The sequence below is a fragment of the Pseudomonas sp. SWRI92 genome, from assembly GCF_014268685.1.
GTDB classification, from domain to species: Bacteria; Pseudomonadota; Gammaproteobacteria; order Pseudomonadales; family Pseudomonadaceae; genus Aquipseudomonas; species Aquipseudomonas marvdashtae.
On sequence record NZ_JABWQY010000002.1, the window covers coordinates 509,869 to 531,190 of the forward strand.

Genomic DNA, 21,322 nt, shown 5'->3' on the forward strand with positions numbered 1-21,322 from the left:
GATCGGTGGCCTGGCGGTGTATCGGATCCATCTTTAAGGGTTAGAATCCCTGCCTGGCCCAGAGTGCGTACCCATGTCCAAAGAGCTTACCGCCGAACAGATCCAACAGTCCCTTCAAGGCATCAGTGTGCCGCCCCAGCCGCAAATCATGGTGGATTTGCAAATGGAGCAGTACATGCCCGATCCGGACCTGGAGACCATCGCCAAGCTGATTTCCCAGGACCCGGGACTCTCGGGTGCCTTGCTCAAGATCGTCAATTCACCCTATTACGGCTTGAGCAACAAGATCACCTCGATCCAGCGCGCCGTGAACCTGCTGGGCAGCCGCTCGATCATCAACCTGATCAACGCGCAATCGATCAAGGGCGCGTTGCACGATGACGCGATCGTGGTCCTGAATCGCTTTTGGGACACCGCCCAGGACGTGGCCATGACCTGCCTGACCCTCGCCAAGCGCGTCGGTCTGCAGAACGGTGACGAAGCCTACGCGCTGGGGTTGTTCCACGATTGCGGCGTGCCACTGATGCTCAAGCAGTTCCCCACGTACATGGGCGTGCTGGAGGAGGCCTATGCCAACGCCAGCGCCGAATGCCGCGTGGTGGATACCGAAAACCGTGTGTTCAACACCAACCATGCGGTGGTCGGCTATTACACATCCAAGTCCTGGCGCCTGCCGGATCATGTCAGCCAGGCCATCGCCAATCATCACAATGCGCTGGCGATTTTCAGTGACGAGTCTTCGCGCAATAACAGCCCGCTGAAGAACCTCTTGGCGATCCTGAAGATGTCCGAAAACATCTGCGCGTCCCATCGGGTATTGGGCAATCAGGCCGAAGACCGCGAGTGGCAGTGCGTCGGGCCGCTGGTGCTCGATTACATAGGGTTGTCGGAGTACGACTTCCAGACCCAGAAACAGGAAATTCGCGACCTGGCCACTCGTTGAGTGCCGTCGCCTGATTCGAGAACCCCATGCCAGAACTGCCGGAAGTCGAAACCACCCGTCGCGGAATTGCACCGCACCTTGAGGGGCAGCGGGTCAGCCGCGTGCTGGTGCGCGACGGCCGCTTGCGCTGGCCTATTCCGGAAGATCTCGACGTGCGGCTTTCGGGGCAGCGCATCGTTCAGGTGGAGCGGCGCGCGAAGTACCTGTTGATCAATGCCGAGGTCGGCACGCTGATCAGTCACCTGGGCATGTCCGGCAACCTTCGGCTGGTTGAAATCGGCATGCCCGCCGCCAAGCATGAGCATGTCGACATCGAGTTGGAGTCCGGCCTGGCCTTGCGCTACACCGACCCTCGGCGCTTTGGGGCGATGCTCTGGAGCCTCGATCCGCTCAATCACCAATTGCTGATTCGCCTGGGGCCGGAGCCGCTGACCGATCTTTTTGACGGCGAACGGCTTTTCCAACTCTCCCGTGGGCGTTCGATGGCGGTCAAGCCGTTCATCATGGACAACGCGGTGGTGGTTGGCGTCGGCAACATCTATGCGACAGAAGCGCTGTTTGCTGCCGGGATCGACCCGCGTCGCGAGGCGGGCGGCATCTCTCGGGCGCGTTACCTGAAGTTGGCGATCGAGATCAAACGCATCCTCGCCCATGCCATCGAGCGTGGCGGGACCACGTTGCGGGACTTCATTGGCGGCGATGGCCAGCCCGGTTATTTCCAGCAGGAATTGTTCGTGTACGGGCGGGGCGGACAATCGTGCAAGGTTTGCGGCACGGGGCTGCGGGAAATCCGTCTGGGCCAGCGTGCGAGCGTCTGGTGCCCACGCTGCCAGAGCTGATTCGTCCTACGGTCTATAGTCAGTAGTCATACTGCCTAGCCGAAGGATCGCCCCCATGAATCAGCTTCGACCTTTTGTTCTGGCACTCTCGCTGAGTGTCGGTTTGCCTGTCCTGGCAAACACTGAGAGCGGTGACCCGCGCTATACCATCCAGAATCCGCCTGCCTTCGCCATGATCGGCGACTTGCTGATTGCCCGTCCGTTGCTACTCGCGGCCACCGTGATCGGTGCCGGGGCGTTCGTCGTATCGTTGCCGTTCACCGCGTTGGGGGGCGGTGTAGGCGACGCGGGGAAGGCGTTGGTGGTCGACCCGGCGAAAGCCACCTTCGTGCGCTGCCTGGGGTGTATTGGGGAAGGGTTTGAGCGGCAGGAGTGAGGCCTGGAGGCTCGCCCGAAAACTCAAGCCTTGCCGGTAATCTTGCGGTATTTCGCCATCAACTGTTCTTCAGTCTCCGGATGAGCCTCGTCCAGCGGGATGCAATCCACCGGGCAGACTTGCTGGCACTGGGGTTCGTCGTAATGGCCGACGCACTGGGTGCACAGGTTCGGGTCGATGACGTAGATTTCTTCGCCCTGGGAAATGGCTTCGTTCGGGCACTCGGGTTCGCAGACGTCGCAATTGATGCAGTCGTCGGTGATGATCAGGGACATGCAGACTCCGGCCGGGGCGTTGGGCCCGGGCAGTTGAAAACGAATAGGCGCAATTGTGCCGCAATCAAGAGCGCAGTGCACGCGGGCGCGATGGACTGCGCCTGCTTGGCGGTCTGGCCGCGAAGTGAGTCGCGACCAGAGAGGGCTATTTCTTGAAGCGCAGGGTCAGCGCATCGGCCACCGCTGGGTGCACGAACTTGGTGATGTCGCCGCCCAAGGCCGCGATTTCACGCACCAGGGTCGAAGAAATGAAGGAATAACGCTCCGACGGCGTCAGGAACAGACTCTCGACGTCCGGCGCCAACTGTCGGTTCATGTTGGCCAGTTGGAATTCATATTCGAAGTCCGATACCGCGCGCAGGCCCCGCAGGAACACGTTCGCGTTCTTTTCCTTGGCGAAATGCGCCAGCAGCGTCGAAAAGCCAACCACTTCCACGTTGGGCAGATGCTTGGTGACCTCACGAGCCAGCTCCACACGTTGTTCCAACGGGAACAGCGGGTTTTTCTTCGGGCTGGCGGCGACGGCAATGATCACATGGTCGAACAGGCGCGAGGCGCGTTCGACCAGATCGCCATGGCCCTTGGTAATAGGGTCGAAGGTACCTGGGTACAACACTCGGTTCATCGCGTCGTCCTGGCGGGAGTCCGTTGGGGAGTCGGATGGTATCGCAGCCTTCTCGGTCGGCCAAGTCGGCTGTTGGGTAAGAACGCACTATAGACGTTGCGAATATTCGATATTTTCATGTTTTTCCCAAACGTTCGGCCAGGGCAGTCGCCAGTTGCGCGGTCAATCCATAGACCGACAACTGCGGATTGGCGCCAATGCTGGTGGGGAACAGCGAGCCGTCGTGGATCGAAAGATTGTCCAGTTGATGATGACGTCCGAGGCTGTCGGTCACAGCGGTCTTTGGATCTTCGCCCATTGCGCACCCGCCCATGACATGGGCGCTGCCCAGGCGGGTGCGGTACAAGGCAAGGTCGAGTTGGTCGATCTGCGTGCGAGCTTCGGCCAGGGTTTTCACATACCGCGCATCGCTGTGCATTGGCATGACTGCCCGGGCCCCGCCGGCGAACTGGATTTCGGCCATGCTGTGGAATGCCCGGCGCAAGCCGTCCCAGGCATACGGCGAAACGTGGTAGTCGAGCACAGGCGTGCCGTCGCTGCGCAATTCGACGCTGCCGCCAGTGCTGTCCGGATGAAAACCATCGCGCAGCAGCGCCAGCATGGCATGGGTATGAGGCAGTTGCGCCATGTGCAGGGCGTTCTCGCCGCCGAACCCGCCCAGCAGCGTGGCGGCAAGGGCCGGGTGCAGGGGTGGGACTTCGAGCTTGTAGGACATTTTGCCGGAGACGCCGTCCTGCCATTGGAAATGATCCGAGTAAATCGACTGCGGCGCGCCGTAGAACGGGTTGATGACTTCGTCGAATTGCCCGGCGGACATGTTCACCAGATGCAGGAAGGTGCGTTTGCCAAGGCATTTGTGCGGGTCCGGCGCATCGGAGCGCAGCAGCAGGGCCGGGCTGTTGATGCCACCGCCGGCCAGTACGTAATGCCTGGCCCTGACGGTGATGCGCCGCCCGGTGGGCGCTACGCAGCGCCCGTCCATGGCTTGGCACTCCAGGCTGGCGATCGCATTGTTCTTGATGACGAGGCGCTCAGCCCGCGCCAGGTAAAGCAGCGCGCCGCCCTTGTCCAGCGTGGCGGGTATGGTGGTGACAAGCATTGATTGCTTGGCGTTGGTCGGGCAGCCCATGCCGCAGTAACCCAGGTTCCAGCAGCCGCGCACGTTGCGCGGGATGACGTGCCAGCTATAGCCCAAGCGTTCGCAGCCTTTGCGGATCACGTCGTTGTTGGCGTTGGGCGGGATCAACCACGGCGCCACGCCGAGGCGCTGTTCCATCCGCTCGAACCAGGGCGCCATCTGGGCCGGGTCGTGCCCCTTGACGTTGTGCTCGGCCGCCCAGTGGTCGAGGGTTTGCGCCGGCGTGCGAAAGCTGGAAGTCCAGTTGATCAACGTCGTGCCGCCCACCGCCCGGCCTTGGAGAATGGTAATGGCGCCGTCCTTGCTCATGCGCCCGAGGCCTTCTTGGTACAGGCTGGTATAGGCCTGGTCTTCGAGCAGCGTGAAGTCATGGCTGGTCTTGAGCGGGCCTTCCTCGATCAGCAAAACGTTGAAGCCGGCGGCGCTGAGAATTTCCGCCGTGGTGCCACCGCCGGCGCCGCTGCCGATAATTGCCACGTCCGCTTCCAGCGTCAGGTCCTCGGACAATTGCGCGCCGTTGTAGGTGGTCCAGCCACGGGCGAGGCCTTCGCGGAACGGGTCGAGTACGGGCATGCTCGGGCTCTCTTCTCTTGGTGGCATGGGGTTGCGATGGGGTACTTTCAGGAGGGGCGTGCCTGGCTTTCAGATCGCTGGCGGCCCCGGATACCCGCAATGGGCCCAGGACTCGGGCCGGCTGTACCAGGCCATCATGACCATTTGCAGCAACGAGCTGTGGCCTTGGCGCAGCAGGCTCAGCGAGCTGTTTTCCCAGCGCGACAGAAACTCTTGGATGTCATGGGCGCTGGCGTTTTCCCACGCGCCCCAGACTCCAGTCAGCGGTCCGCGGGTTACTCCCAGCGTGAGCACGTCGAACAACTGGCGCGTGAGCTTGAGCATGGACGGCGACAGATGCGCCAGGCCACGATCCAGGCTTTGCAGCGTGGCACCAGCGGCGGCGGGGATTGTTTCACCCGCCACGGCGGCGTTCAGCATCACCGGAATGACGGCGTGCAAAAATGGCAGGTCGCTATCGCGTAGCGCCAACAATCCATTGGCCGGTTGACTGGACGAGCAACCGCTCAGGCTGGCGCCCACACCAACGGTTGCCAAAAAAACGCTGGCGCCCAGGCTCAATTGCAGCAGGCCGCGTCGTGACAGGGCGGGCGTATCGGTCAGGCTTGGGTTCATTATTGTTATTACCCGGGAGACCATCGTTAGCGGATAAACAGCTTTTGGATCAGCGTCTGCAGCGGCTTGCCATAGGGCGGATAAATCAGCTTTGCGGCGTTGAATCGTTGTTTGGTCAGCACGCTCTTGGCCTTGCTGAAGGTCAGGAATCCCTCGTGGCCGTGATAGTGCCCCATCCCCGAGGCGCCAATGCCGCCAAACGGCATGTCGTCCTGGGCCACGTGCAACAAGGTGTCATTCAGGCATACGCCGCCGGAATGGGTTTGTTCGAGCACGCGATTCTGTTCAGCCTTGTTGTAGCCGAAGTAATAGAGCGCCAGCGGACGTGGCCGCTGGTTAATGTAGGCAAACGCCTGGTCGAGGTGCTCGTAAGGCACGATGGGTAGCAGTGGCCCGAAGATTTCGTCCTGCATGACGGTCATGTCATCGGTGACGTTAAGCAAAAGGCTGTGGGCCATGCGTCGGCCCTGGCCCTGGTCGAACAACTCGATCAACAGCGCGCCCTTGCTGGTGGCATCGCTGATATAGCCGTTGAGTCGCGCCAGTTGTCGTTCATTGATAATCGCGGTGTAGTCCGGATTGTCGCTCAGCGTCGGATAGAACCCGCGCACGGCCTCGCGATATGCCTCGACGAACGCCCCGACCCGATTCTGGGGGACCAGCACATAATCCGGCGCCACACAGGTTTGCCCGGCATTGAGGGTCTTGCCGAAGGCGATGCGCTCGGCGGCGTCCTTGAGTGGTACGTCGTCTGAAACGATGGCGGGAGATTTGCCGCCGAGCTCAAGGGTGACGGGGGTCAGGTTTTCAGCGGCGGCACGCATCACGTGCTTGCCGATGCTGGTGGCGCCGGTGAACAGCAGGTGATCGAACGGCAACCTGGAGAACGCGACGCCGACATCCGCCTCGCCAAGCACGACGCACACCAGATCCTGAGGAAAGATCCGCGCCAGCAATTGCTTGAGCAACAAACCAGTGGTGGGGGTCGATTCGCTGAGTTTGAGCATCACCCGGTTACCCGCCGACAACGCCCCCACCAAGGGACCGATGGCCAGGAAAAGCGGATAGTTCCACGGCACGATGACCCCGACCACGCCCAGCGGCTGATAGACCACTTTCGCCGACGCCGGCTGGAAGGCGATGCCGACCTTGCGCCGGGAAGGCTTCATCCAACCCTTGAGGTGTCGGCTGGCGTAATGAATGCCGTGCAGGCTCGGCATCAGCTCGGCCAGCAACGTTTCGTCTGCGCTGCGGTGGCTGAAATCGTCGCTGATGGCATTGATCAGCGCCTGTCGTTCGTTGCTCAACAGTTCACGCAATGCCTTGAGCCATTGCAGGCGCTGTTCGGCCGGCGGCATCGGGTGAGCGGCGTAGGCTTGGCGCTGGGCGGCAAAGAGTGCCTGGAGTTCGTCCAGCTGCTGTTGGGACTCGTGCAAATAAGCAACGTCGGCAGGCATGGCGGCACCGGATAATTGTTATAGTCGATGCTTTCTAGAGCTTATGCTCTAAAAAGTCAAATGAGCGGTGGAAAATGGCTTGGGTTTTATCCTGTGACCGATAGGTCGTAAGATGCCCTTCAATTACTTTTTCATTAAAGCCCAAGCCATGGCCCCACGAATAAAAACCAGCGAGCGCATCGTGCAGAACAGCCTGGAGTTGTTCAACCGGCAGGGCGAGCGCAGCATCAGCACCAATCACATCGCCGCCCACATGGACATGTCCCCGGGGAATCTCTATTACCACTTCCCCAACAAGCAGGCGATTATCGCCGTGCTGTTCAGTGAATACGAAAACCTGGTGGACAGCTTCCTGCGCCCGCCTCAGGGGCGGCCAGCCACGGTGGACGACAAGCGTTTCTACCTGCAGGAATTGCTATCGGCAATGTGGCGCTACCGCTTCCTGCATCGAGATCTGGAACATCTGCTCGACAGTGACCCGGAACTTGCGGCGCGCTACCGACGGTTTTCCCAGCGCTGCCTGATCCATGGCACCGCTATCTATGAGGGCTTTGTTGCCGCCGGCATCCTGGAGATGGACCGTGTGCAGATCGAGTCGCTGACGCTCAACGCCTGGATCATCCTGACCTCCTGGGTACGGTTCCTCTGCACTACGCGGGAAAACTCCAGCCATCTGAGCGAACAGGCCATCAAGCGTGGCGTGTATCAAGTGCTCGTGCTGGAGGCGGGTTTCGTCACCGATCAAGCCCGCGAAGCGGTGAATGCACTGTTCAAAGAATATTATGTCCCCCTGGCCCAGACCCTGGAGGAAGGGCAGTAGGATCGGACCCCCTGAACCCGTTACAGGAGCTCACCATGCCCATCGCTCAACTCATCAGTCCCCAAGGCCTTGAACAGAGGCGAACAGATCCCGGGCTGGTGATTCTTGATTGTCGTTTTGCCTTGGAGGATCCGGACTACGGCCAACGCAGCTACGCCGAAGGCCATATTGCCGGAGCGTCGTTCGCGGACCTTGAGCGGGATCTGAGCGGGCCGGTGATCAAGGGTGTGACCGGGCGCCATCCGCTGCCCGATCCGGAGGCCTTGATCGCGCGCCTGCATGCCTGGGGCATCGGCAACGACAGCACCATCGTGCTGTACGACGATGGTCCCGGCGCCTATGCCGCCCGGGCTTGGTGGCTGCTGGTGTGGCTGGGCAAGCGTGACGGTGTCTACATCCTGGATGGTGGTCTCAAGGCCTGGCACTCGGCGGGCTTGCCGCTGAGTCTCGATCCACCTGCACATCAGCCTGGGACGTTCAGCGGTTCGGCGGACGCGAATCTGCTGCTCGACGCCGAAACGTTGCAACAGCGCCTCGGCCAGTCGGACATGACGTTGCTGGATGCGCGGGCATTGCCCCGTTTCAAGGGCGATGTCGAGCCGATCGACCCGGTGGCCGGGCACATCCCTGGCGCGCAGTGCGCAGCTTTCACCGACAACCTGGGCGCCGATGGACGATTCCTGCCTGCAGGCCAGCTCAAGCTGCGCTTCGCTGAAAAGTTGGGCGATCGCCCGCCGAGCGGGCTGGTGGCCTATTGCGGCTCCGGCGTGACGGCCTGCCATAACCTGTTTGCCTTGTGCTTGGCGGGGCATCCGTTGGGCAAGTTATATGCGGGATCCTGGAGCGAGTGGATCAATGATCCGCAGCGGGGCGTGGCGAAGGGCGAGTAATGCCATGCGAGGCCAAGCTGGCCAGCCATTCGGGTACGCGTCGTTCGAGATAGTAGCCCGGGCGCCGCAATGTTCCGTCGACAAACCCGACATGGCCGCCCTGGGCATGCAATTCGAGTTGGGTGGAGCCTGACAGCTCCGCCGGTTCGGGCAAGCTGTGGGGAAACACGAACGGATCGTCGGCGGCCTGGATAAGCAGGGTTGGGGTTCTTATCCCGGTGATGAAATAGCGGCTGGAGGCGCGACGATAATAATCGGCCGCATCCGAGTAACCGTGCAGCGGCGCGGTCACCCGGCCATCGAAATCCCAGAGCGTGCGCATGTTGTCCAGCGAGCCCAGCGCGGCCAGGGCGGCAAGCCCGTCATGACGCCCGTCATGCTGGAATTGACGCTGTTTGTTGCGCACATAGGCGAGCATTTCGCGCATGAAATGGGCCTGGTAGAACCTGGAGAACCCTTGCCCGATGCGGTCGGCGCATTGATCCAGGCGGAACGGCACTGAAACCGCCACTGCTCCCTGCAATTGGCTGTCGCTGCCGGTTTCCCCCAAGTGCTTGAGCAACACGTTGCCGCCGAGTGAATAACCCACCGCGAACAACGGTGCCAACGGCCGCCGGGCCCGAAGGTGAGCGATAGCGGCGGCCAGGTCTTCGCTGACGCCCGAATGATAGCTACGGGGCAACAGGTTGGGTTCTCCCGAGCACCCGCGCCAGTTCAAGGCGACGCTGGCCCAACCCTTAGCGTCGAGCGCTCGCTGCAGGCCGGCCACATAGGGTGAGTTGGAAGAGCCGGTCAGCCCATGCAGTACCAACACTAATGGTGCATCGGCACTGTGCGGGCCGTGCCAGTCGAGATCCAGGAAGTCACCGTCTTCGAGCCACAGCCGTTCGCGCTCGCGTTCGATGTGGACAGTCTTGCGCCAAAGCGGTCCCCATAGCGTCTGCAGGTGTGGATTAGCCAGGCCGAAGGCCGGTGTAAATCGTTGGCTGGACATAGGGGAGTCTACAGGCACGTCGGGTCTCGTCATTTCAAGCATAGGCGCCAGGCGTGGAGGTGCGCCTGGCGCGGCAGCTTTAAATTGCCATAAAGGCCTGCGCGGCGCGACATCTGTCCTGTGCAAGGGCATCGGTCGACGGTGCCACTGGCGCTGGCAAGGGTTGCTGCTCGACCGTGGGACCCACCGTCACAACGTGCCAGGCGTCGGCTTCGAAATGGCGGTTCAGTGTGTCCTTTATTTGCCTGGGGGTCAGTGTCTGCATCTGTTGGACGGTGTAGTCCAGGTCAAGCGGCAGGTCATCTCGATTTATCCTGACCAATTGATCGAGAATCTGTGCATTGTTGGCGCTGTCATGAGCAATCGAACTCCGCATCCGGCCTTTCAGTTGGTCAACTTCCTGTTGCGTTGGCCCGTCGCGCAGATAGTCGGTGAACATCGAACGCACCAACGCCAGAGTGCCTTGGTTGAAGTGTGGACTGGTCCGAAGCGACATAATCGCCAGGGCGCCATCGGCCCAGTCCCAGTGCAGGATCCTGGTGCCATACACCAGGCCGCGCTTTTCCCTCAGCTCCGTCATTAACCGGTTCTTGAAAATCCGGTTCGCCGCATCCAGCGCAAGATAGTCGGCATGCGTGCGCGGCACGCTGGGCTGGGCGAGCAGAAGTTGGGTTTGTTGCTGCGCCCGTTCCAGATGGCTGTTCGTTGGCGTGCCAACCGAGGAGGGATCGTCGGGACTAGCGGCCTGGCTGGTGCCGGGCAAGGCGCTGCTGATCTGTTGGCTGATCAGTTGGGCCTGTTCGAGCGTGAGGTCGCCGACCAAGGTGATCTGCGCCGTCGCAGCCGAGTAGGCTTGCCGATGGAAGTCCTGTACCGCTTGGCGTGTCAGAGCGTCCAGCGCCTCGTTCGTGCCGAACATCGGTTGGGCATAGGGGTGCTTGGGGGCCAGTTGGTCCTTGAGGTGTTGGTGCGCGATGTCCGTCGGGTTCTGTCGGTCACGCAGAAGTATGTCTTTCGCCTCGTTTTTCACCCTTGCCAATGCTTCATCACTGAGCAATGGGTTGCCCAATATTTGCGAAAACAACCGTAGGGCTGGGGTGCGCTTTTCCATTTCGCTCAAACTGCGCAAGGAAAATGCGCTGCGTTGCGGATCTATCCCCATGCCGAGCCTTGCCCCCAGGCTCTGAAAGGTGTCGATGATCGCTTGATGGCTTTCCATGCCTGGCACGCCTTCGTTGAGCATGCTGTAGGTTACGCCGGCGAGGCCGGGGATATTGCTCCGGGCGCTTCCCGCCTCGAAGCTGACATGGACATCGAACATCGGCGATGCCGTCGTACGGACGAACAAGACCTTGCTGCCAGCTGTTGTCTTCCAGCCCTTGACGGCCAGGGGGCGCGGCTTTGGTGCGACGATGTCTGGCTCAAGCAGCGATTGCAGGCGCACCGTGGAGCCATTCGAAACGGTATCGGCCAAGGCTTGCGCGCAGCAACCCAACAGTGCGATCCCCAACATCGCAAGACAGCCAGCCTGAGCTGATTTATTCATGGGTTTGCTCCCCTTGGATGTGCGCTATGGTCAGGCGATCACGGGTCAGATAGGTCGCGGCGGCTTGTCGGATGTCATCCGGGGTTACTTTTTTCAGCTCGGCAATTTCGTCGTTCATCAATCGCCAGGACAGCCCGTTGCTCACCAAGGAGCCGAGGAAATGGCCCTGGCCCTCTATTGAGTCCTGGCCGTAAATGTTTTGTGCGATCAGTTGCGTGCGGGCACGTTCCAGCTCATCAGGCGCGGGGGGATCGGTTCGTAGCTTGTCAAGTTCTTGCCACACGCGCGCCTCGACGTCATTGAGCGAGCCGGTGTAGGCATTGGAGATACGGCCGTCGATCAACAGAAGAGCGTCGCCACGTCCCAGCCAGTTGTAATCGGAGGATAGGGCGGAGAACAGCGGCGTCTTGAATTGAAGCTGCGATTGCAGTCGGGCGCTGCTTGAGCCTGCCAGTAGCATTTGGAGCAAGCGCAAGGCGTACACGGTCCGAGGAGGCTCGGCGGTCACCAGCACCGGGACATTGAATGCCATGAGAAATTGCGTAGCGGAGTCGGGTACGTCAAGGATGAGCCTGCGTTCGCCGGGTCGGTCCAGCTCCAGCGGTGCCCGCGACACGGTGAAAGGACGGGCGGCTACCGGCCCAAAGTAAGTTTGTGCCAGCAGCTTGACCTGCTCAAGCGTGACATCGCCAACCACGACCAACACGGCATTGCCGGGCGCATAGCGGGTTTGATACCAGTCGCGCAAGTCAGCAATGTCGAGTCGCTGCAGGTCGTGCATCCAGCCGATGGTGGGCGTGCGGTAGCCACTTGAAAGATGGGCCAGGCTAAGAAAACGTTCCAGGGCCAGCTCTCCGGGGTGGTCCTGGTTCTCGCGCCGTTCTTCCTGGATGACGGCAATTTCCGGCAACCAGTCTTCGGCGCGCAGGTGAGCGGTCGACATGAGGTCTGCCATCAGTTCGAACGCGACACCCAAGTGACGAGGCTCAAGGGTTTGATGATGTACGGTGAAATCTTCCCCGGTAAAGGCATTGTATTGGGCGCCCAGGGTATCCAGGGTTTTCATGGCCTCGCCCGCACAACTCTTGTGGCTACCTTTGTAAACCATATGTTCCAGCGCGTGAGACAGTCCTGAGCGGCTCGGCGCTTCGTCGGCCGAACCGACTTTGAACCAGAGTTGCGAGCTGACCAGTGGGGCACGATGATCTTCGCGCACGACCACTTTCAGGCCATTGTCCAGGGTGAACTCGTGGGTGGGGGGAGAATCGGCTACCGCCACTAGCGGTGCCAACCAGAAGAAAAGCAGCATCCTGCTGCGAAAAACGTCCATGGGTAAAATCGTCCTCAGTGGTTCACAAAATTGTGTCACTCACTGTGGCGTTTCCAGGATGGCGGCGTGCGGTAAATAAGTACCGCACCTTCCAAGCGTTTTTCGGTTCACGCAGGTGCGACTGCTCCAGCGGTGCGTTGCCAGAGCGCGTAGAAGACCCGGCCGGATTTCTGCTCGCGATGCAGGCGCCAGTTGCTCGGCATACCGAGTGTCGAGGGCGCTGTTTCGCTTTCGGTGTAGACCCATGCGTCGTCCGCCAGCCATTGTCGGTCTTCAAGCAAGGCGCACACGGCAGGCAACAGATTCTGATTGAAGGGCGGATCGAGGAAGACGAGGTCGAAGGGCGTCGACGGTTGACCTTCCAGATAGCGCAGCGCATCGGCCGTCTGCACTTGGCCGACGGTGCAACGCAGGGTACCCAGGTGTTCTTTCAGGCTGGACACCGCCAGGCTGCTGGCGTCCAGCGCCTGGCCCATGGCGGCGCCACGGGACAGCGCCTCGAGAAACAGCGCGCCGCTGCCGGCGAAAGGGTCGAGCACCCTGGCACCTGCTACGTAGGGCGCGAGCCAGTTGAACAAGGTTTCGCGAACCCGGTCCGGGGTCGGGCGCAAGCCTGGGGCATCCGGGAAGCTCAAGCGTCGGCTGCGCCATTCGCCGCCGATGATGCGCAGTTGGTTCACACCGTTGTGCACGGGTTTCTTGCTGGAATTGGATGGACGGGCCATTAGTGCTCCGGGACCCCGAGCGGCTGCTCGGCAGGTTTGTCAGTGGGGGCCGGCAACGGCTCTTGCGGCACGGTCGGGCCAGCGGTGACGATGACCATCTTGTCCGTGCTCAGGTGTTTGTTCAGTGCGGCCTTGACTTGCTCGACGGTCAGCTCCTGCGACTGGCGCATGAAATCTTCCAGGTAGCTCAGCGGCAAATCGTAGAAACCCATGGCGCCGAGCTGGCCAACGATGTCGGCGTTACTGGCGGTGGATAACGGAAAGCTGCCGGCCAGCTCGCGCTTGGCATCGTCGAGTTCCTTTTGGGTCGGGCCGTTCTCGAGGTAATCGGCGAATACGTCCTGCACCAGCTTGAGCGTGCCTTCGCTCATCTGCGCACGGGTTTGCAGATTGATCATGAACGGGCCGCGGGCCTGCATGGCGGTGAAGCCGGAATAGACGCCATAGGTCAGGCCGCGTTTTTCACGAACTTCGGTCATCAACCGCGTACCGAATCCGCCGCCACCGAGGATCTGGTTGCCCAGGGACACGGCTGCATAGTCTGGATCGTCCCGATCGATGCCCAGTTGCGCGAGCATCAGGTTGGTCTGCTTGGATGGGAACTCGATGTGGTGGACGCTCGCTTTCGGCTCCACCGGTGGTGGTGTTTTCGCCAGGGCGGGGCCCTTGGGCAGCGCGCCGGACACCTGGTTGGCAATGGCTTCGGCCTCGGCACGGGACAGGTCCCCCACCAACGCGATCACGGCGTTGCCAGCCGCGTAGGCCCTGGCGTGGAAAGCCCGGGCCTGGGCCAGGGTGATCGGCGGAATGCTTTGCGCGGTGCCGTCGCTGGAGTGGGCGTAGGGATGATCGCCATACAAGCGCTTCATCAATTCCAGGCCCGCCAGTTTGCCGGGGTTCTGCTTCTGGTACTCGAAGCCGGCGAGCATCTGGTTCTTGATACGCGCGAAGGAATCGGCGGGGAAAGTCGGCTTGCCGACCACTTCGGCAAACAGTTTCAACGCCGGCTCACGCTTGTCCGCCGCGCTGAGGCTGCGCAGCGAGGCCACGGCCATGTCCCGAAAGGCACCGTTGCCAAAATCCGCGCCAAGGCTTTCGAACCCTTCGGCGATGGCGCTGACGTCCTTGCCAGCCACGCCTTCGTTGAGCATGGCGTTGGTCAATTGCGCCAGCCCGGGAACGTCGCCGTCCTGGCTGCTGCCGGCGGCGAAGGTCAGCCGCAGGTCGAACATCGGCAACTCGCGGGCCTCGACGAACAGCACCTTGGCGCCGTCAGCGGTTTTCCAGGTTTGTACGTTGAGCTGGCGACGGCTGGGCGCCTTGCCGTCCAGCTCGGCCAGTGATTGCAGCTTTTTACCGGACTTGGCGTTGTCCAAGGCCTGGCTGGCGGTGACGTCAGTGGCCGGCAGCAGATAGAACGCCAGCGCTCCAGCCACCGCGATGAATACCAGGGCGATCAGTGGTCCCCGGCGCGATAAATTGCGCTCATTCATGAGTTTTCTCCTCGGGCAGGACGTGCGCGACGCTCAGGCGCGAGCGGGTGAAATACAGCTGGGCTGCCTTCTGGATATCCTGCGGGGTCACGCTTTGCAGTTCGGCGAGTTCGGTGTCCATCAGCTTCCAGGACAGACCGACTGTTTCCAGCTGGCCGATGGCAGTGGCCTGGCTGGTGATCGAATCACGCTCGTACACCAGGCCGGCGATGACCTGGGCGCGCACGCGCTCCAGTTCTGCGGCGGTCGGGGCGGTGGTTTTCAATTGTTCGAGCAAGCGCCACAAACCGGCTTCGGCCTGGGCCAGGGTCTTGTTCTTCTGGGTGTTGGGCGTTGCCGACAAGGTGAACAGCGTATCGCCACGGGTGAAGGCGTCGTAATTCGACGAGCCGCCGGAGACCAGCTCTTCGCCACGCTCCAGCTGTGCCGGAATCCGTCCGCTGTAGCCGCCGTCCAACAGGGCCGAGATCAGCCGCAGCGCGTTGACCGAAGCCTTGTCCGTGGCGGTGGCGATGCTTGGCACATTGAAGGCGAGCATGACACTCGGCAGTTGGGTCTGCACATGCAGGGTGATCTTGCGCTCGCCAGGCTCGGCCAGCTCCAGGGGAATCTTCGCCGACGGCACGGCGCGCCGGGCAATCGGGCCGAAGTAGCGCTGGGCCAGGGTCTTGATCTCTTCCGGCGTCACGTCGCCGACCACCACCAGGGTGGCGTTGTTCGGGACGTACCAGGATTCGTACCAGTGGCGCAGTTCCTCGACCTTCATCCGCTCCAGGTCGGCCATCCAGCCGATGGTGGGCGTGTGGTAGCCGCTGGCCGGATAAGCCATGGCCTTGAAGCGCTCATAGGCCTTGGACATGGGCTTGTCGTCGGTGCGCATGCGGCGCTCTTCCTTGATTACCTCGATCTCGCGGCTGAACTCCTCTGGCGGCAGGCGCAGGCTCGCCATGCGGTCGGCTTCCAGTTCGAAGGCCACGGCCAGGCGATCCCGGGCCAGCACTTGGTAATAAGCAGTGAAGTCGTCGCTGGTGAAGGCGTTTTCCTCCGCGCCGAGGTCACGCAGGATCAGCGATGCCTCGCCGGGGCCGATCTTGTCGCTGCCCTTGAACATCATGTGTTCCAGCGCATGGGACAAACCGGTCTGGCCCGGCGTTTCGTAGCTGGATCCGACCTTGTACCAGACCTGGGAAACGACCACCGGTGCGCGATGGTCTTCACGCACCACGACCTTGAGGCCGTTATCGAGGGTAAATTCGTGGGTGGGTTGGGGATCGGCAGCCAAGACTGGAAAGGGCAGACAAACCGTGCAGAGCAGCAGGCCTGCGGCGCAGCGGGCAAGAGCATTCATTCGTGTTTAAACCTGTTGGGCTGCCTGCCGGGTCTTAGCCTCAGCAGGCGAGGAGGTGCTAGGATAACGGTCCGTTTTACTGGCGGCCACGCCTATCGGGTCTTTTATCGGCCCAGGGTTGTTTGAGTTCCGTGCAAAAGCGTTGGGTTTGTTCGGGGATGCCCGCGTTTTCGCCGATTATGTCTTGCCAGTCCTTCGAAAAATCGAGGTTGAAGTGTCCTGGAGACATTTCGACAATCTGTTGCGCGTGAACAAGCTGGATGAAACGCAGTCTGTTCAGCATCGAATATTTATCACCGAGGCGCCCTCAAGGCGCGTCGCTACCGTGAGATAGCCGTCCTCCATGTTTGGTTCCAACGACGACAAGAAGACCCCAGCTGAGGCTGGCGAGAAAAAAAGCCTGTTCGGATGGCTGCGCAAGAAGCCGCAGGAACCCGTTGTCGAACAGCCGCAACCTGAGTCTGCCGACGAGTCGGTGGTTGAAGAGGCTGCGCCCATTGTCCTGCCGATCGCCGAGCCGGTGCTGCAACCGGCCCAGCCTGAATCCGCGCCTGAATCCGCGTCTGAAGCCGAACCGGTGGCCGAGCAACCGTTGACCCCGCCCGCCGGACAGACACTCTGGCCGGCCTTGCCGGTCGCGGAGGAGCCCGTCGCGCTGGTCGAGGATGCCCAGGCCGCGCAGGTCACGCCACCGATTCCGGCCTCGACGCAGCCGGTCGAGGCACCGACTGCCGAGGCACCGCCGGTCGTCATTGCGCCTGCTCCGGCCGAGATCGCCCCAGCGCCTGCACTGGCTGAGGAGCAAACCCCGGCCGAGCCTGAGCCCCGCGCCGAAGAGAACAAAGTCGGCTTTTTCGCCCGTCTCAAGCAAGGCCTGTCCAAGACCAGCGCCAGCATTGGCGAAGGCATGGCCAGTCTGTTCCTGGGCAAGAAAGTCATCGATGACGAATTGCTGGAAGACATCGAGACCCGCCTGCTGACCGCCGATGTTGGCGTCGAGGCCACTTCGGTGATCATCCAGAGCCTGACCCAGAAGGTTGCGCGTAAACAGCTGACTGACGCCGATGCCCTGTACAAATCCTTGCAAGGCGAGCTGACCAGCCTGCTCAAGCCAGTGGAAAAACCGCTGGTGATCGCCTCCCAGAACAAACCGTTCGTGATCCTGGTTGTCGGCGTCAACGGCGCCGGCAAGACCACCACCATCGGCAAACTGGCCAAGAAGCTGCAGCTCGAAGGCAAGAAAGTCATGCTCGCCGCGGGCGACACCTTCCGCGCCGCCGCGGTCGAACAACTGCAAGTATGGGGCGAGCGCAACAAGATCCCGGTGATCGCCCAGCACACCGGCGCCGACTCCGCTTCGGTGATCTTCGACGCCGTACAAGCGGCCAAGGCTCGCGGCATCGACGTGCTGATCGCCGACACGGCCGGTCGCTTGCACACCAAAGACAATCTGATGGAAGAACTGAAGAAGGTCCGCCGGGTGATCGGCAAGCTCGACGCCGACGCGCCTCACGAAGTCCTGCTGGTGCTGGACGCCGGTACTGGCCAGAACGCCATCAACCAGGCCAAGCAGTTCAACCAGACCGTCGAGCTGACGGGACTGGCCCTGACCAAGCTCGACGGCACCGCCAAGGGCGGGGTGATCTTTGCGCTGGCCAAGCAGTTTGGCCTGCCTATTCGATACATTGGCGTGGGCGAGGGCATCGATGACTTGCGCACCTTTGAAGCCGAGCCCTTTGTCCAGGCGTTGTTTGCCGAGCGGGAGCATTCATGATTCGTTTCGAACAGGTCGGTAAGCGCTATCCGAACGGTCACGTCGGCTTGCATGAGCTGAGCTTTCGGGTCCGTCGGGGCGAGTTTCTATTTGTCACCGGCCATTCCGGCGCCGGTAAAAGTACCTTGCTACGCCTGCTGCTGGCGATGGAGCGGCCTTCCACCGGAAAACTGCTGCTGGCCGGGCAGGACCTGAGCACCATCAGCAACGCGCAGATCCCCTATCTGCGGCGTCAGATCGGCGTGGTGTTCCAGAACCACCAGTTGTTGTTCGATCGCACGGTGTTCAACAACGTGGCGTTGCCGCTGCAGATCCTTGGCCTGTCCAAGGCCGAGATCGTCAAGCGCGTGGATTCGGCCCTGGAGCGCGTGGCCCTGTCGGACAAGACCGACCTGTACCCGGGCGATCTGTCCACCGGCCAGCAACAACGCGTCGGCATCGCCCGCGCCATTGTCCACCGCCCGGCCTTGCTGTTGGCGGATGAACCCACCGGTAACCTCGACCCGCGATTGGCGGCGGAAATCATGGGCGTATTCGAAGACATCAACCGCTTAGGCACCAGTGTGCTGATCGCCAGTCATGACCTGGCATTGATCGCACGTATGCGTCACCGAATGCTCACCTTGCAGCGCGGTCGATTGATCGGTGATGGGGAGGCCGGCGTATGAGTGCGACTCGCAGCCCGAAAGTGGCCGAACGCGTGGCCCCCAAGGGCACCGATCCGCAGCCGCAGAAAAAAAAGCGCGACGATGACGACGGCCCGGATTTCGCCACGCTGTTGCGCGCCTGGGTAGAAAGCCATCGCGCCAGCCTGCTCGACAGCCTGCGGCGCCTGGGCAAGCAGCCCATCGGCAGCTTTTTTACATGCATGGTCATGGCGGTGGCGTTGAGCTTGCCGATGGGCCTGTCACTTCTGCTGAATAACGTCGAGCGGCTTGGTGGTTCCTGGCAGCGTGCGGCGCAGATTTCCCTTTATTTGCAACTGGACGCGACATCGGGCGAAGGCCATGCATTGCGCGAACAGATCAAGGCCATGCCGGGCGTAGCCGATGCCGAATACGTGGGGCGCGAGCAGGCGCTTGAAGAGTTCCAGCAACAGTCCGGCCTGGGCGAAGCCCTCAAGGAACTGCCGGAGAACCCATTGCCGGGCGTGGTGCTGGTGACGCCGAATGAGGTCGACAAGCCCACTCTTGAAGCATTAAGACAAAGACTTTCCGAGTTGCCGAAGGTACAGCAGGCGCAACTTGATCTAGTCTGGGTCGAGCGTCTGGCGGCGATACTCAAGCTCGGCGACCGGTTTGTCTTCGGTCTGACGGTGCTTCTGGTGTCTGCATTACTTTTGGTGATAGGTAATACCATTCGTCTTCATATTGAAAACCGCCGCACCGAGATAGAAGTGATTAAACTCGTCGGCGGTACGGACAGTTATGTACGCAGGCCCTTTCTTTACATGGGGGCGCTGTATGGCTTCGGTGCCGGCATTCTGTCCTGGGGTGTATTGGCGTTCGGCCTGGATTGGCTGAATGATGCGGTTGTGGGACTGGCCGGTTTGTACGGCAGTGATTTCGCACTGGCCGGTGTGCCAGTCGCCGACGGTCTGTCGCTCTTGCTTGGCGCGGTGCTGTTGGGTTATATCGGTGCATGGATTGCGGTAGCACGCCACCTGCGTGAGCTTGCTCCAAAATAGTGTTTTTTGCGCGTATTGACCTTTCAGTTTTTGTGGGAACTTGTCCTACGGTTCCCGGTCAATTTTCGCAGTGCTGAACTGCACGAGTTATGTGAGTCGGAGGTTTTTTCGTATGACCACTTCTTTGCAACCTGCTTATGCCCTGGTCCCGGGTGCGAACCTCGAGGCCTATGTGCACACGGTGAACAGCATTCCATTGCTGACGCCCGAGCAGGAGCGTGAACTGGCCGAGAGTCTCTATTATGAGCAGGATCTTGAGGCGGCTCGGCAGATGGTGCTCGCCCACCTGCGTTTTGTCGTACATATCGCCCGCAGCTATTCCGGCTACGGGCTGGCCCAGGCCGACCTGATCCAGGAAGGCAACGTTGGCCTGATGAAGGCGGTCAAGCGTTTCAACCCGGAAATGGGTGTACGCCTGGTGTCCTTTGCGGTGCACTGGATCAAGGCGGAAATCCACGAGTTCATCCTGCGCAACTGGCGCATCGTGAAAGTCGCGACCACCAAGGCCCAGCGCAAGCTGTTCTTCAACCTGCGCAGCCAGAAAAAGCGTCTGGCCTGGCTGAACAATGAAGAAGTCCACCGCGTGGCGGAAAGCCTCGGCGTGGAGCCTCGGGAAGTTCGCGAGATGGAAAGCCGCCTGACCGGCCATGACATGGCTTTCGACCCGGCCGCCGAAGCGGACGACGACAGCGCTTTCCAATCGCCGGCCAACTATCTGGAAGACCACCGGTACGACCCGGCCCGTCAACTGGAAGATGCCGACTGGAGCGACAACTCCAACACCAACCTGCACGAAGCGTTGGAAGTGCTGGACGAACGTAGCCGCGACATCCTTTACCAGCGCTGGCTGGCCGAGGAAAAAGCCACGCTGCACGACCTGGCGCAGAAGTACAACGTGTCGGCCGAGCGGATTCGTCAGCTCGAGAAAAGCGCGATGAACAAGCTCAAGACGTCCATCGCAGCTTGACCTGCGACAGCGGCAATAAAAAACGCCCCGATCAGTGATGATCGGGGCGTTTTTGTTTGTGCGATGCAAACCCCTGCTCTGATCGTTCCCTCGCTCGATCATATAGGGAGAGGCTTCAGCGTCTAGTTACTGCGCCCAAGGCGCCCGCCGTGCATGATCGAGCCCCAGCAAATAGCTGTCGCCGCCCAACTGACTCATCTGCTGGCGAATCCAGCTCGCTCGCCGCAGTACATACGGGCTCGGTCGGCTGGCGTTCCATACCCGCGGGTTGGGCAGCACTGCCGCCAGCAGGCTGGCCTGTTGACGGGACAAGGCGTCGGCGCTTACACGGAAGTGATGCCGCGCGGCCGCTTCCGCCCCAAACACACCGTCGTCCCACTCGACGCTGTTGAGGTACACCTCAAGGATCCGCTGCTTGGGCCAAAACACCTCGATCAGCGCGGTGAACCAGGCTTCCAGGCCTTTTCGCAGCCAGCTGCGTCCCGACCACAGGAACAGGTTCTTGGACACTTGCTGGCTGAGGGTGCTCGCGCCACGGATCGAACCGCCGCGCCCGTTATGGGCAAATGCGGCCTGGATCGCGCTGATGTCGAAGCCCCAGTGCTCAGGGAATTTCTGGTCCTCACCGGCAATCACCGCCACTTTGAGACTGTCGGAAATCTGGTCCCAAGGCTGCCAGTCACGCTGCAGGTCGATCGGCTCGCCGCCGAACCAGGATTCAACCTTGCGCTCGATCATCAGCGCGGTGAACGGTGGCGGCACCACGCGAAACAGCAGCACCAGCACAACGCTGCCGACGGCGAACCAGAGCAGGGTTTTAACGAATCGTCGAAACAATGTACGCAGCATAGAGATGGCTTGGCCGAACCCGTCGAGCGGGCCATTATACAGACCCTGTCCACCGAGT

At 61.3% G+C, this 21,322-nt stretch carries 21 protein-coding genes; 9 read left to right on the top strand and 12 right to left on the bottom strand.

Annotation, left to right across the window (positions count from 1 at the left end; translation table 11 throughout):
• Nucleotides 1-127 precede the first annotated feature (127 nt).
• Genes HU762_RS05660 through HU762_RS05670 form a run of 3 tightly spaced genes read left to right on the top strand, consistent with a single transcriptional unit; the run spans nt 128 to nt 2,158 of the window.
• A complete protein-coding gene (locus tag HU762_RS05660; protein ID WP_186634451.1) occupies nt 128-943 on the top strand; it encodes an HDOD domain-containing protein in 816 nt (271 codons plus the stop codon).
• 26 nt (nt 944-969) lie between these two features.
• Entirely contained in the window at nt 970-1,782 is an 813-nt protein-coding gene (gene mutM / locus HU762_RS05665) for a bifunctional DNA-formamidopyrimidine glycosylase/DNA-(apurinic or apyrimidinic site) lyase (protein ID WP_186634005.1), read from the top strand.
• A gap of 55 nt (nt 1,783-1,837) precedes the next feature.
• Nucleotides 1,838-2,158, top strand: coding sequence for a multidrug transporter (locus tag HU762_RS05670; protein ID WP_186634008.1), 321 nt, complete (start codon nt 1,838-1,840; stop codon nt 2,156-2,158).
• Nucleotides 2,159-2,181: 23 nt separating this feature from the next.
• On the opposite strand, the gene HU762_RS05675 is transcribed toward HU762_RS05670, so the two are convergent.
• The 5 genes from HU762_RS05675 to HU762_RS05695 all read right to left on the bottom strand — a co-directional run bounded on the left by HU762_RS05675 (nt 2,182) and on the right by HU762_RS05695 (nt 6,841).
• A complete protein-coding gene (locus HU762_RS05675) occupies nt 2,182-2,433 on the bottom strand; it encodes a YfhL family 4Fe-4S dicluster ferredoxin (protein ID WP_003206534.1) in 252 nt (83 codons plus the stop codon).
• A gap of 145 nt (nt 2,434-2,578) precedes the next feature.
• On the bottom strand, nt 2,579-3,058 hold the full coding sequence (gene coaD / locus HU762_RS05680; RefSeq protein WP_007897855.1) for a pantetheine-phosphate adenylyltransferase: 480 nt from the start codon (nt 3,056-3,058) through the stop codon (nt 2,579-2,581).
• Nucleotides 3,059-3,173: 115 nt separating this feature from the next.
• Nucleotides 3,174-4,769: a GMC family oxidoreductase gene (locus tag HU762_RS05685; RefSeq protein ID WP_186634011.1), complete on the bottom strand. Its 1,596-nt coding sequence runs from the start codon at nt 4,767-4,769 to the stop codon at nt 3,174-3,176.
• A gap of 69 nt (nt 4,770-4,838) precedes the next feature.
• Nucleotides 4,839-5,384, bottom strand: coding sequence for a twin-arginine translocation pathway signal protein (locus HU762_RS05690; protein ID WP_186634014.1), 546 nt, complete (start codon nt 5,382-5,384; stop codon nt 4,839-4,841).
• Nucleotides 5,385-5,410: 26 nt separating this feature from the next.
• Nucleotides 5,411-6,841 carry a coniferyl aldehyde dehydrogenase gene (locus tag HU762_RS05695; protein WP_186634017.1) on the bottom strand — a complete coding sequence of 477 codons (1,431 nt, stop codon included), beginning with the start codon at nt 6,839-6,841 and terminating at the stop codon, nt 5,411-5,413.
• A 148-nt stretch (nt 6,842-6,989) separates the two neighbouring features.
• On the opposite strand from HU762_RS05695, the gene HU762_RS05700 reads away from it, so the two are divergent.
• Entirely contained in the window at nt 6,990-7,661 is a 672-nt protein-coding gene (locus tag HU762_RS05700; protein ID WP_186634454.1) for a TetR/AcrR family transcriptional regulator, read from the top strand.
• A gap of 35 nt (nt 7,662-7,696) precedes the next feature.
• Nucleotides 7,697-8,551: a sulfurtransferase gene (locus tag HU762_RS05705; protein ID WP_186634020.1), complete on the top strand. Its 855-nt coding sequence runs from the start codon at nt 7,697-7,699 to the stop codon at nt 8,549-8,551.
• Here the strand turns inward: HU762_RS05705 and HU762_RS05710 are convergent.
• From HU762_RS05710 to HU762_RS05735, 6 genes are all read right to left on the bottom strand, one after another.
• Nucleotides 8,514-9,545 (bottom strand): hydrolase, encoded by a 1,032-nt coding sequence (locus tag HU762_RS05710; protein WP_186634023.1) that lies wholly within the window; start codon nt 9,543-9,545, stop codon nt 8,514-8,516. The two genes, HU762_RS05705 and HU762_RS05710, sit on opposite strands and share 38 nt — an antisense overlap.
• A 79-nt stretch (nt 9,546-9,624) precedes the next feature.
• Nucleotides 9,625-11,091 (bottom strand): pitrilysin family protein, encoded by a 1,467-nt coding sequence (locus HU762_RS05715; RefSeq protein ID WP_186634026.1) that lies wholly within the window; start codon nt 11,089-11,091, stop codon nt 9,625-9,627.
• Complete coding sequence (locus tag HU762_RS05720; RefSeq protein WP_186634029.1) at nt 11,084-12,421, bottom strand: pitrilysin family protein; 1,338 nt, start codon at nt 12,419-12,421, stop codon at nt 11,084-11,086. The genes HU762_RS05715 and HU762_RS05720 overlap by 8 nt, the downstream gene beginning before the upstream one ends.
• A 107-nt stretch (nt 12,422-12,528) precedes the next feature.
• Nucleotides 12,529-13,146, bottom strand: coding sequence for a 16S rRNA (guanine(966)-N(2))-methyltransferase RsmD (rsmD, locus tag HU762_RS05725; RefSeq protein ID WP_186612081.1), 618 nt, complete (start codon nt 13,144-13,146; stop codon nt 12,529-12,531).
• A complete protein-coding gene (locus HU762_RS05730; protein ID WP_186634032.1) occupies nt 13,146-14,639 on the bottom strand; it encodes a pitrilysin family protein in 1,494 nt (497 codons plus the stop codon). Before HU762_RS05730 ends, rsmD begins: the two co-directional genes overlap by 1 nt.
• Nucleotides 14,632-15,987 carry a pitrilysin family protein gene (locus HU762_RS05735; protein ID WP_186634035.1) on the bottom strand — a complete coding sequence of 452 codons (1,356 nt, stop codon included), beginning with the start codon at nt 15,985-15,987 and terminating at the stop codon, nt 14,632-14,634. The genes HU762_RS05730 and HU762_RS05735 overlap by 8 nt, the downstream gene beginning before the upstream one ends.
• A 343-nt stretch (nt 15,988-16,330) precedes the next feature.
• Between HU762_RS05735 and ftsY the strand changes: the two genes are divergently transcribed.
• From ftsY to rpoH, 4 genes are all read left to right on the top strand, one after another.
• On the top strand, nt 16,331-17,761 hold the full coding sequence (gene ftsY / locus HU762_RS05745) for a signal recognition particle-docking protein FtsY (protein WP_186634041.1): 1,431 nt from the start codon (nt 16,331-16,333) through the stop codon (nt 17,759-17,761).
• Nucleotides 17,758-18,429, top strand: a complete 672-nt coding sequence (gene ftsE / locus HU762_RS05750; protein ID WP_025215982.1) for a cell division ATP-binding protein FtsE — start codon at nt 17,758-17,760, stop codon at nt 18,427-18,429. Before ftsY ends, ftsE begins: the two co-directional genes overlap by 4 nt.
• Complete coding sequence (ftsX, locus tag HU762_RS05755) at nt 18,426-19,448, top strand: permease-like cell division protein FtsX (protein ID WP_186634044.1); 1,023 nt, start codon at nt 18,426-18,428, stop codon at nt 19,446-19,448. Before ftsE ends, ftsX begins: the two co-directional genes overlap by 4 nt.
• A gap of 112 nt (nt 19,449-19,560) precedes the next feature.
• Nucleotides 19,561-20,415: an RNA polymerase sigma factor RpoH gene (gene rpoH, locus HU762_RS05760; protein WP_092395442.1), complete on the top strand. Its 855-nt coding sequence runs from the start codon at nt 19,561-19,563 to the stop codon at nt 20,413-20,415.
• Between the two features lie 126 nt (nt 20,416-20,541).
• Here rpoH and mtgA read toward each other — a convergent pair whose 3' ends face one another.
• Entirely contained in the window at nt 20,542-21,264 is a 723-nt protein-coding gene (gene mtgA, locus HU762_RS05765; RefSeq protein ID WP_186634047.1) for a monofunctional biosynthetic peptidoglycan transglycosylase, read from the bottom strand.
• Nucleotides 21,265-21,322 lie beyond the last annotated feature (58 nt).

Excerpts from the sequence above, each read along its gene's own strand:
- mutM (WP_186634005.1), top strand. The coding sequence starts at position 970 with ATGCCAGAACTGCCGGAAGTCGAAACCACCCGTCGCGGAATTGCACCG.
- HU762_RS05670 (WP_186634008.1), top strand. The coding sequence starts at position 1,838 with ATGAATCAGCTTCGACCTTTTGTTCTGGCACTCTCGCTGAGTGTCGGT.
- HU762_RS05675 (WP_003206534.1), bottom strand. The coding sequence starts at position 2,433 with ATGTCCCTGATCATCACCGACGACTGCATCAATTGCGACGTCTGCGAA.
- coaD (WP_007897855.1), bottom strand. The coding sequence starts at position 3,058 with ATGAACCGAGTGTTGTACCCAGGTACCTTCGACCCTATTACCAAGGGC.
- HU762_RS05685 (WP_186634011.1), bottom strand. The coding sequence starts at position 4,769 with ATGCCCGTACTCGACCCGTTCCGCGAAGGCCTCGCCCGTGGCTGGACC.
- HU762_RS05690 (WP_186634014.1), bottom strand. The coding sequence starts at position 5,384 with ATGAACCCAAGCCTGACCGATACGCCCGCCCTGTCACGACGCGGCCTG.
- HU762_RS05695 (WP_186634017.1), bottom strand. The coding sequence starts at position 6,841 with ATGCCTGCCGACGTTGCTTATTTGCACGAGTCCCAACAGCAGCTGGAC.
- HU762_RS05700 (WP_186634454.1), top strand. The coding sequence starts at position 6,990 with ATGGCCCCACGAATAAAAACCAGCGAGCGCATCGTGCAGAACAGCCTG.
- HU762_RS05705 (WP_186634020.1), top strand. The coding sequence starts at position 7,697 with ATGCCCATCGCTCAACTCATCAGTCCCCAAGGCCTTGAACAGAGGCGA.
- HU762_RS05710 (WP_186634023.1), bottom strand. The coding sequence starts at position 9,545 with ATGTCCAGCCAACGATTTACACCGGCCTTCGGCCTGGCTAATCCACAC.
- HU762_RS05715 (WP_186634026.1), bottom strand. The coding sequence starts at position 11,091 with ATGAATAAATCAGCTCAGGCTGGCTGTCTTGCGATGTTGGGGATCGCA.
- HU762_RS05720 (WP_186634029.1), bottom strand. The coding sequence starts at position 12,421 with ATGGACGTTTTTCGCAGCAGGATGCTGCTTTTCTTCTGGTTGGCACCG.
- rsmD (WP_186612081.1), bottom strand. The coding sequence starts at position 13,146 with ATGGCCCGTCCATCCAATTCCAGCAAGAAACCCGTGCACAACGGTGTG.
- HU762_RS05730 (WP_186634032.1), bottom strand. The coding sequence starts at position 14,639 with ATGAATGAGCGCAATTTATCGCGCCGGGGACCACTGATCGCCCTGGTA.
- HU762_RS05735 (WP_186634035.1), bottom strand. The coding sequence starts at position 15,987 with ATGAATGCTCTTGCCCGCTGCGCCGCAGGCCTGCTGCTCTGCACGGTT.
- ftsY (WP_186634041.1), top strand. The coding sequence starts at position 16,331 with ATGTTTGGTTCCAACGACGACAAGAAGACCCCAGCTGAGGCTGGCGAG.
- ftsE (WP_025215982.1), top strand. The coding sequence starts at position 17,758 with ATGATTCGTTTCGAACAGGTCGGTAAGCGCTATCCGAACGGTCACGTC.
- ftsX (WP_186634044.1), top strand. The coding sequence starts at position 18,426 with ATGAGTGCGACTCGCAGCCCGAAAGTGGCCGAACGCGTGGCCCCCAAG.
- rpoH (WP_092395442.1), top strand. The coding sequence starts at position 19,561 with ATGACCACTTCTTTGCAACCTGCTTATGCCCTGGTCCCGGGTGCGAAC.
- mtgA (WP_186634047.1), bottom strand. The coding sequence starts at position 21,264 with ATGCTGCGTACATTGTTTCGACGATTCGTTAAAACCCTGCTCTGGTTC.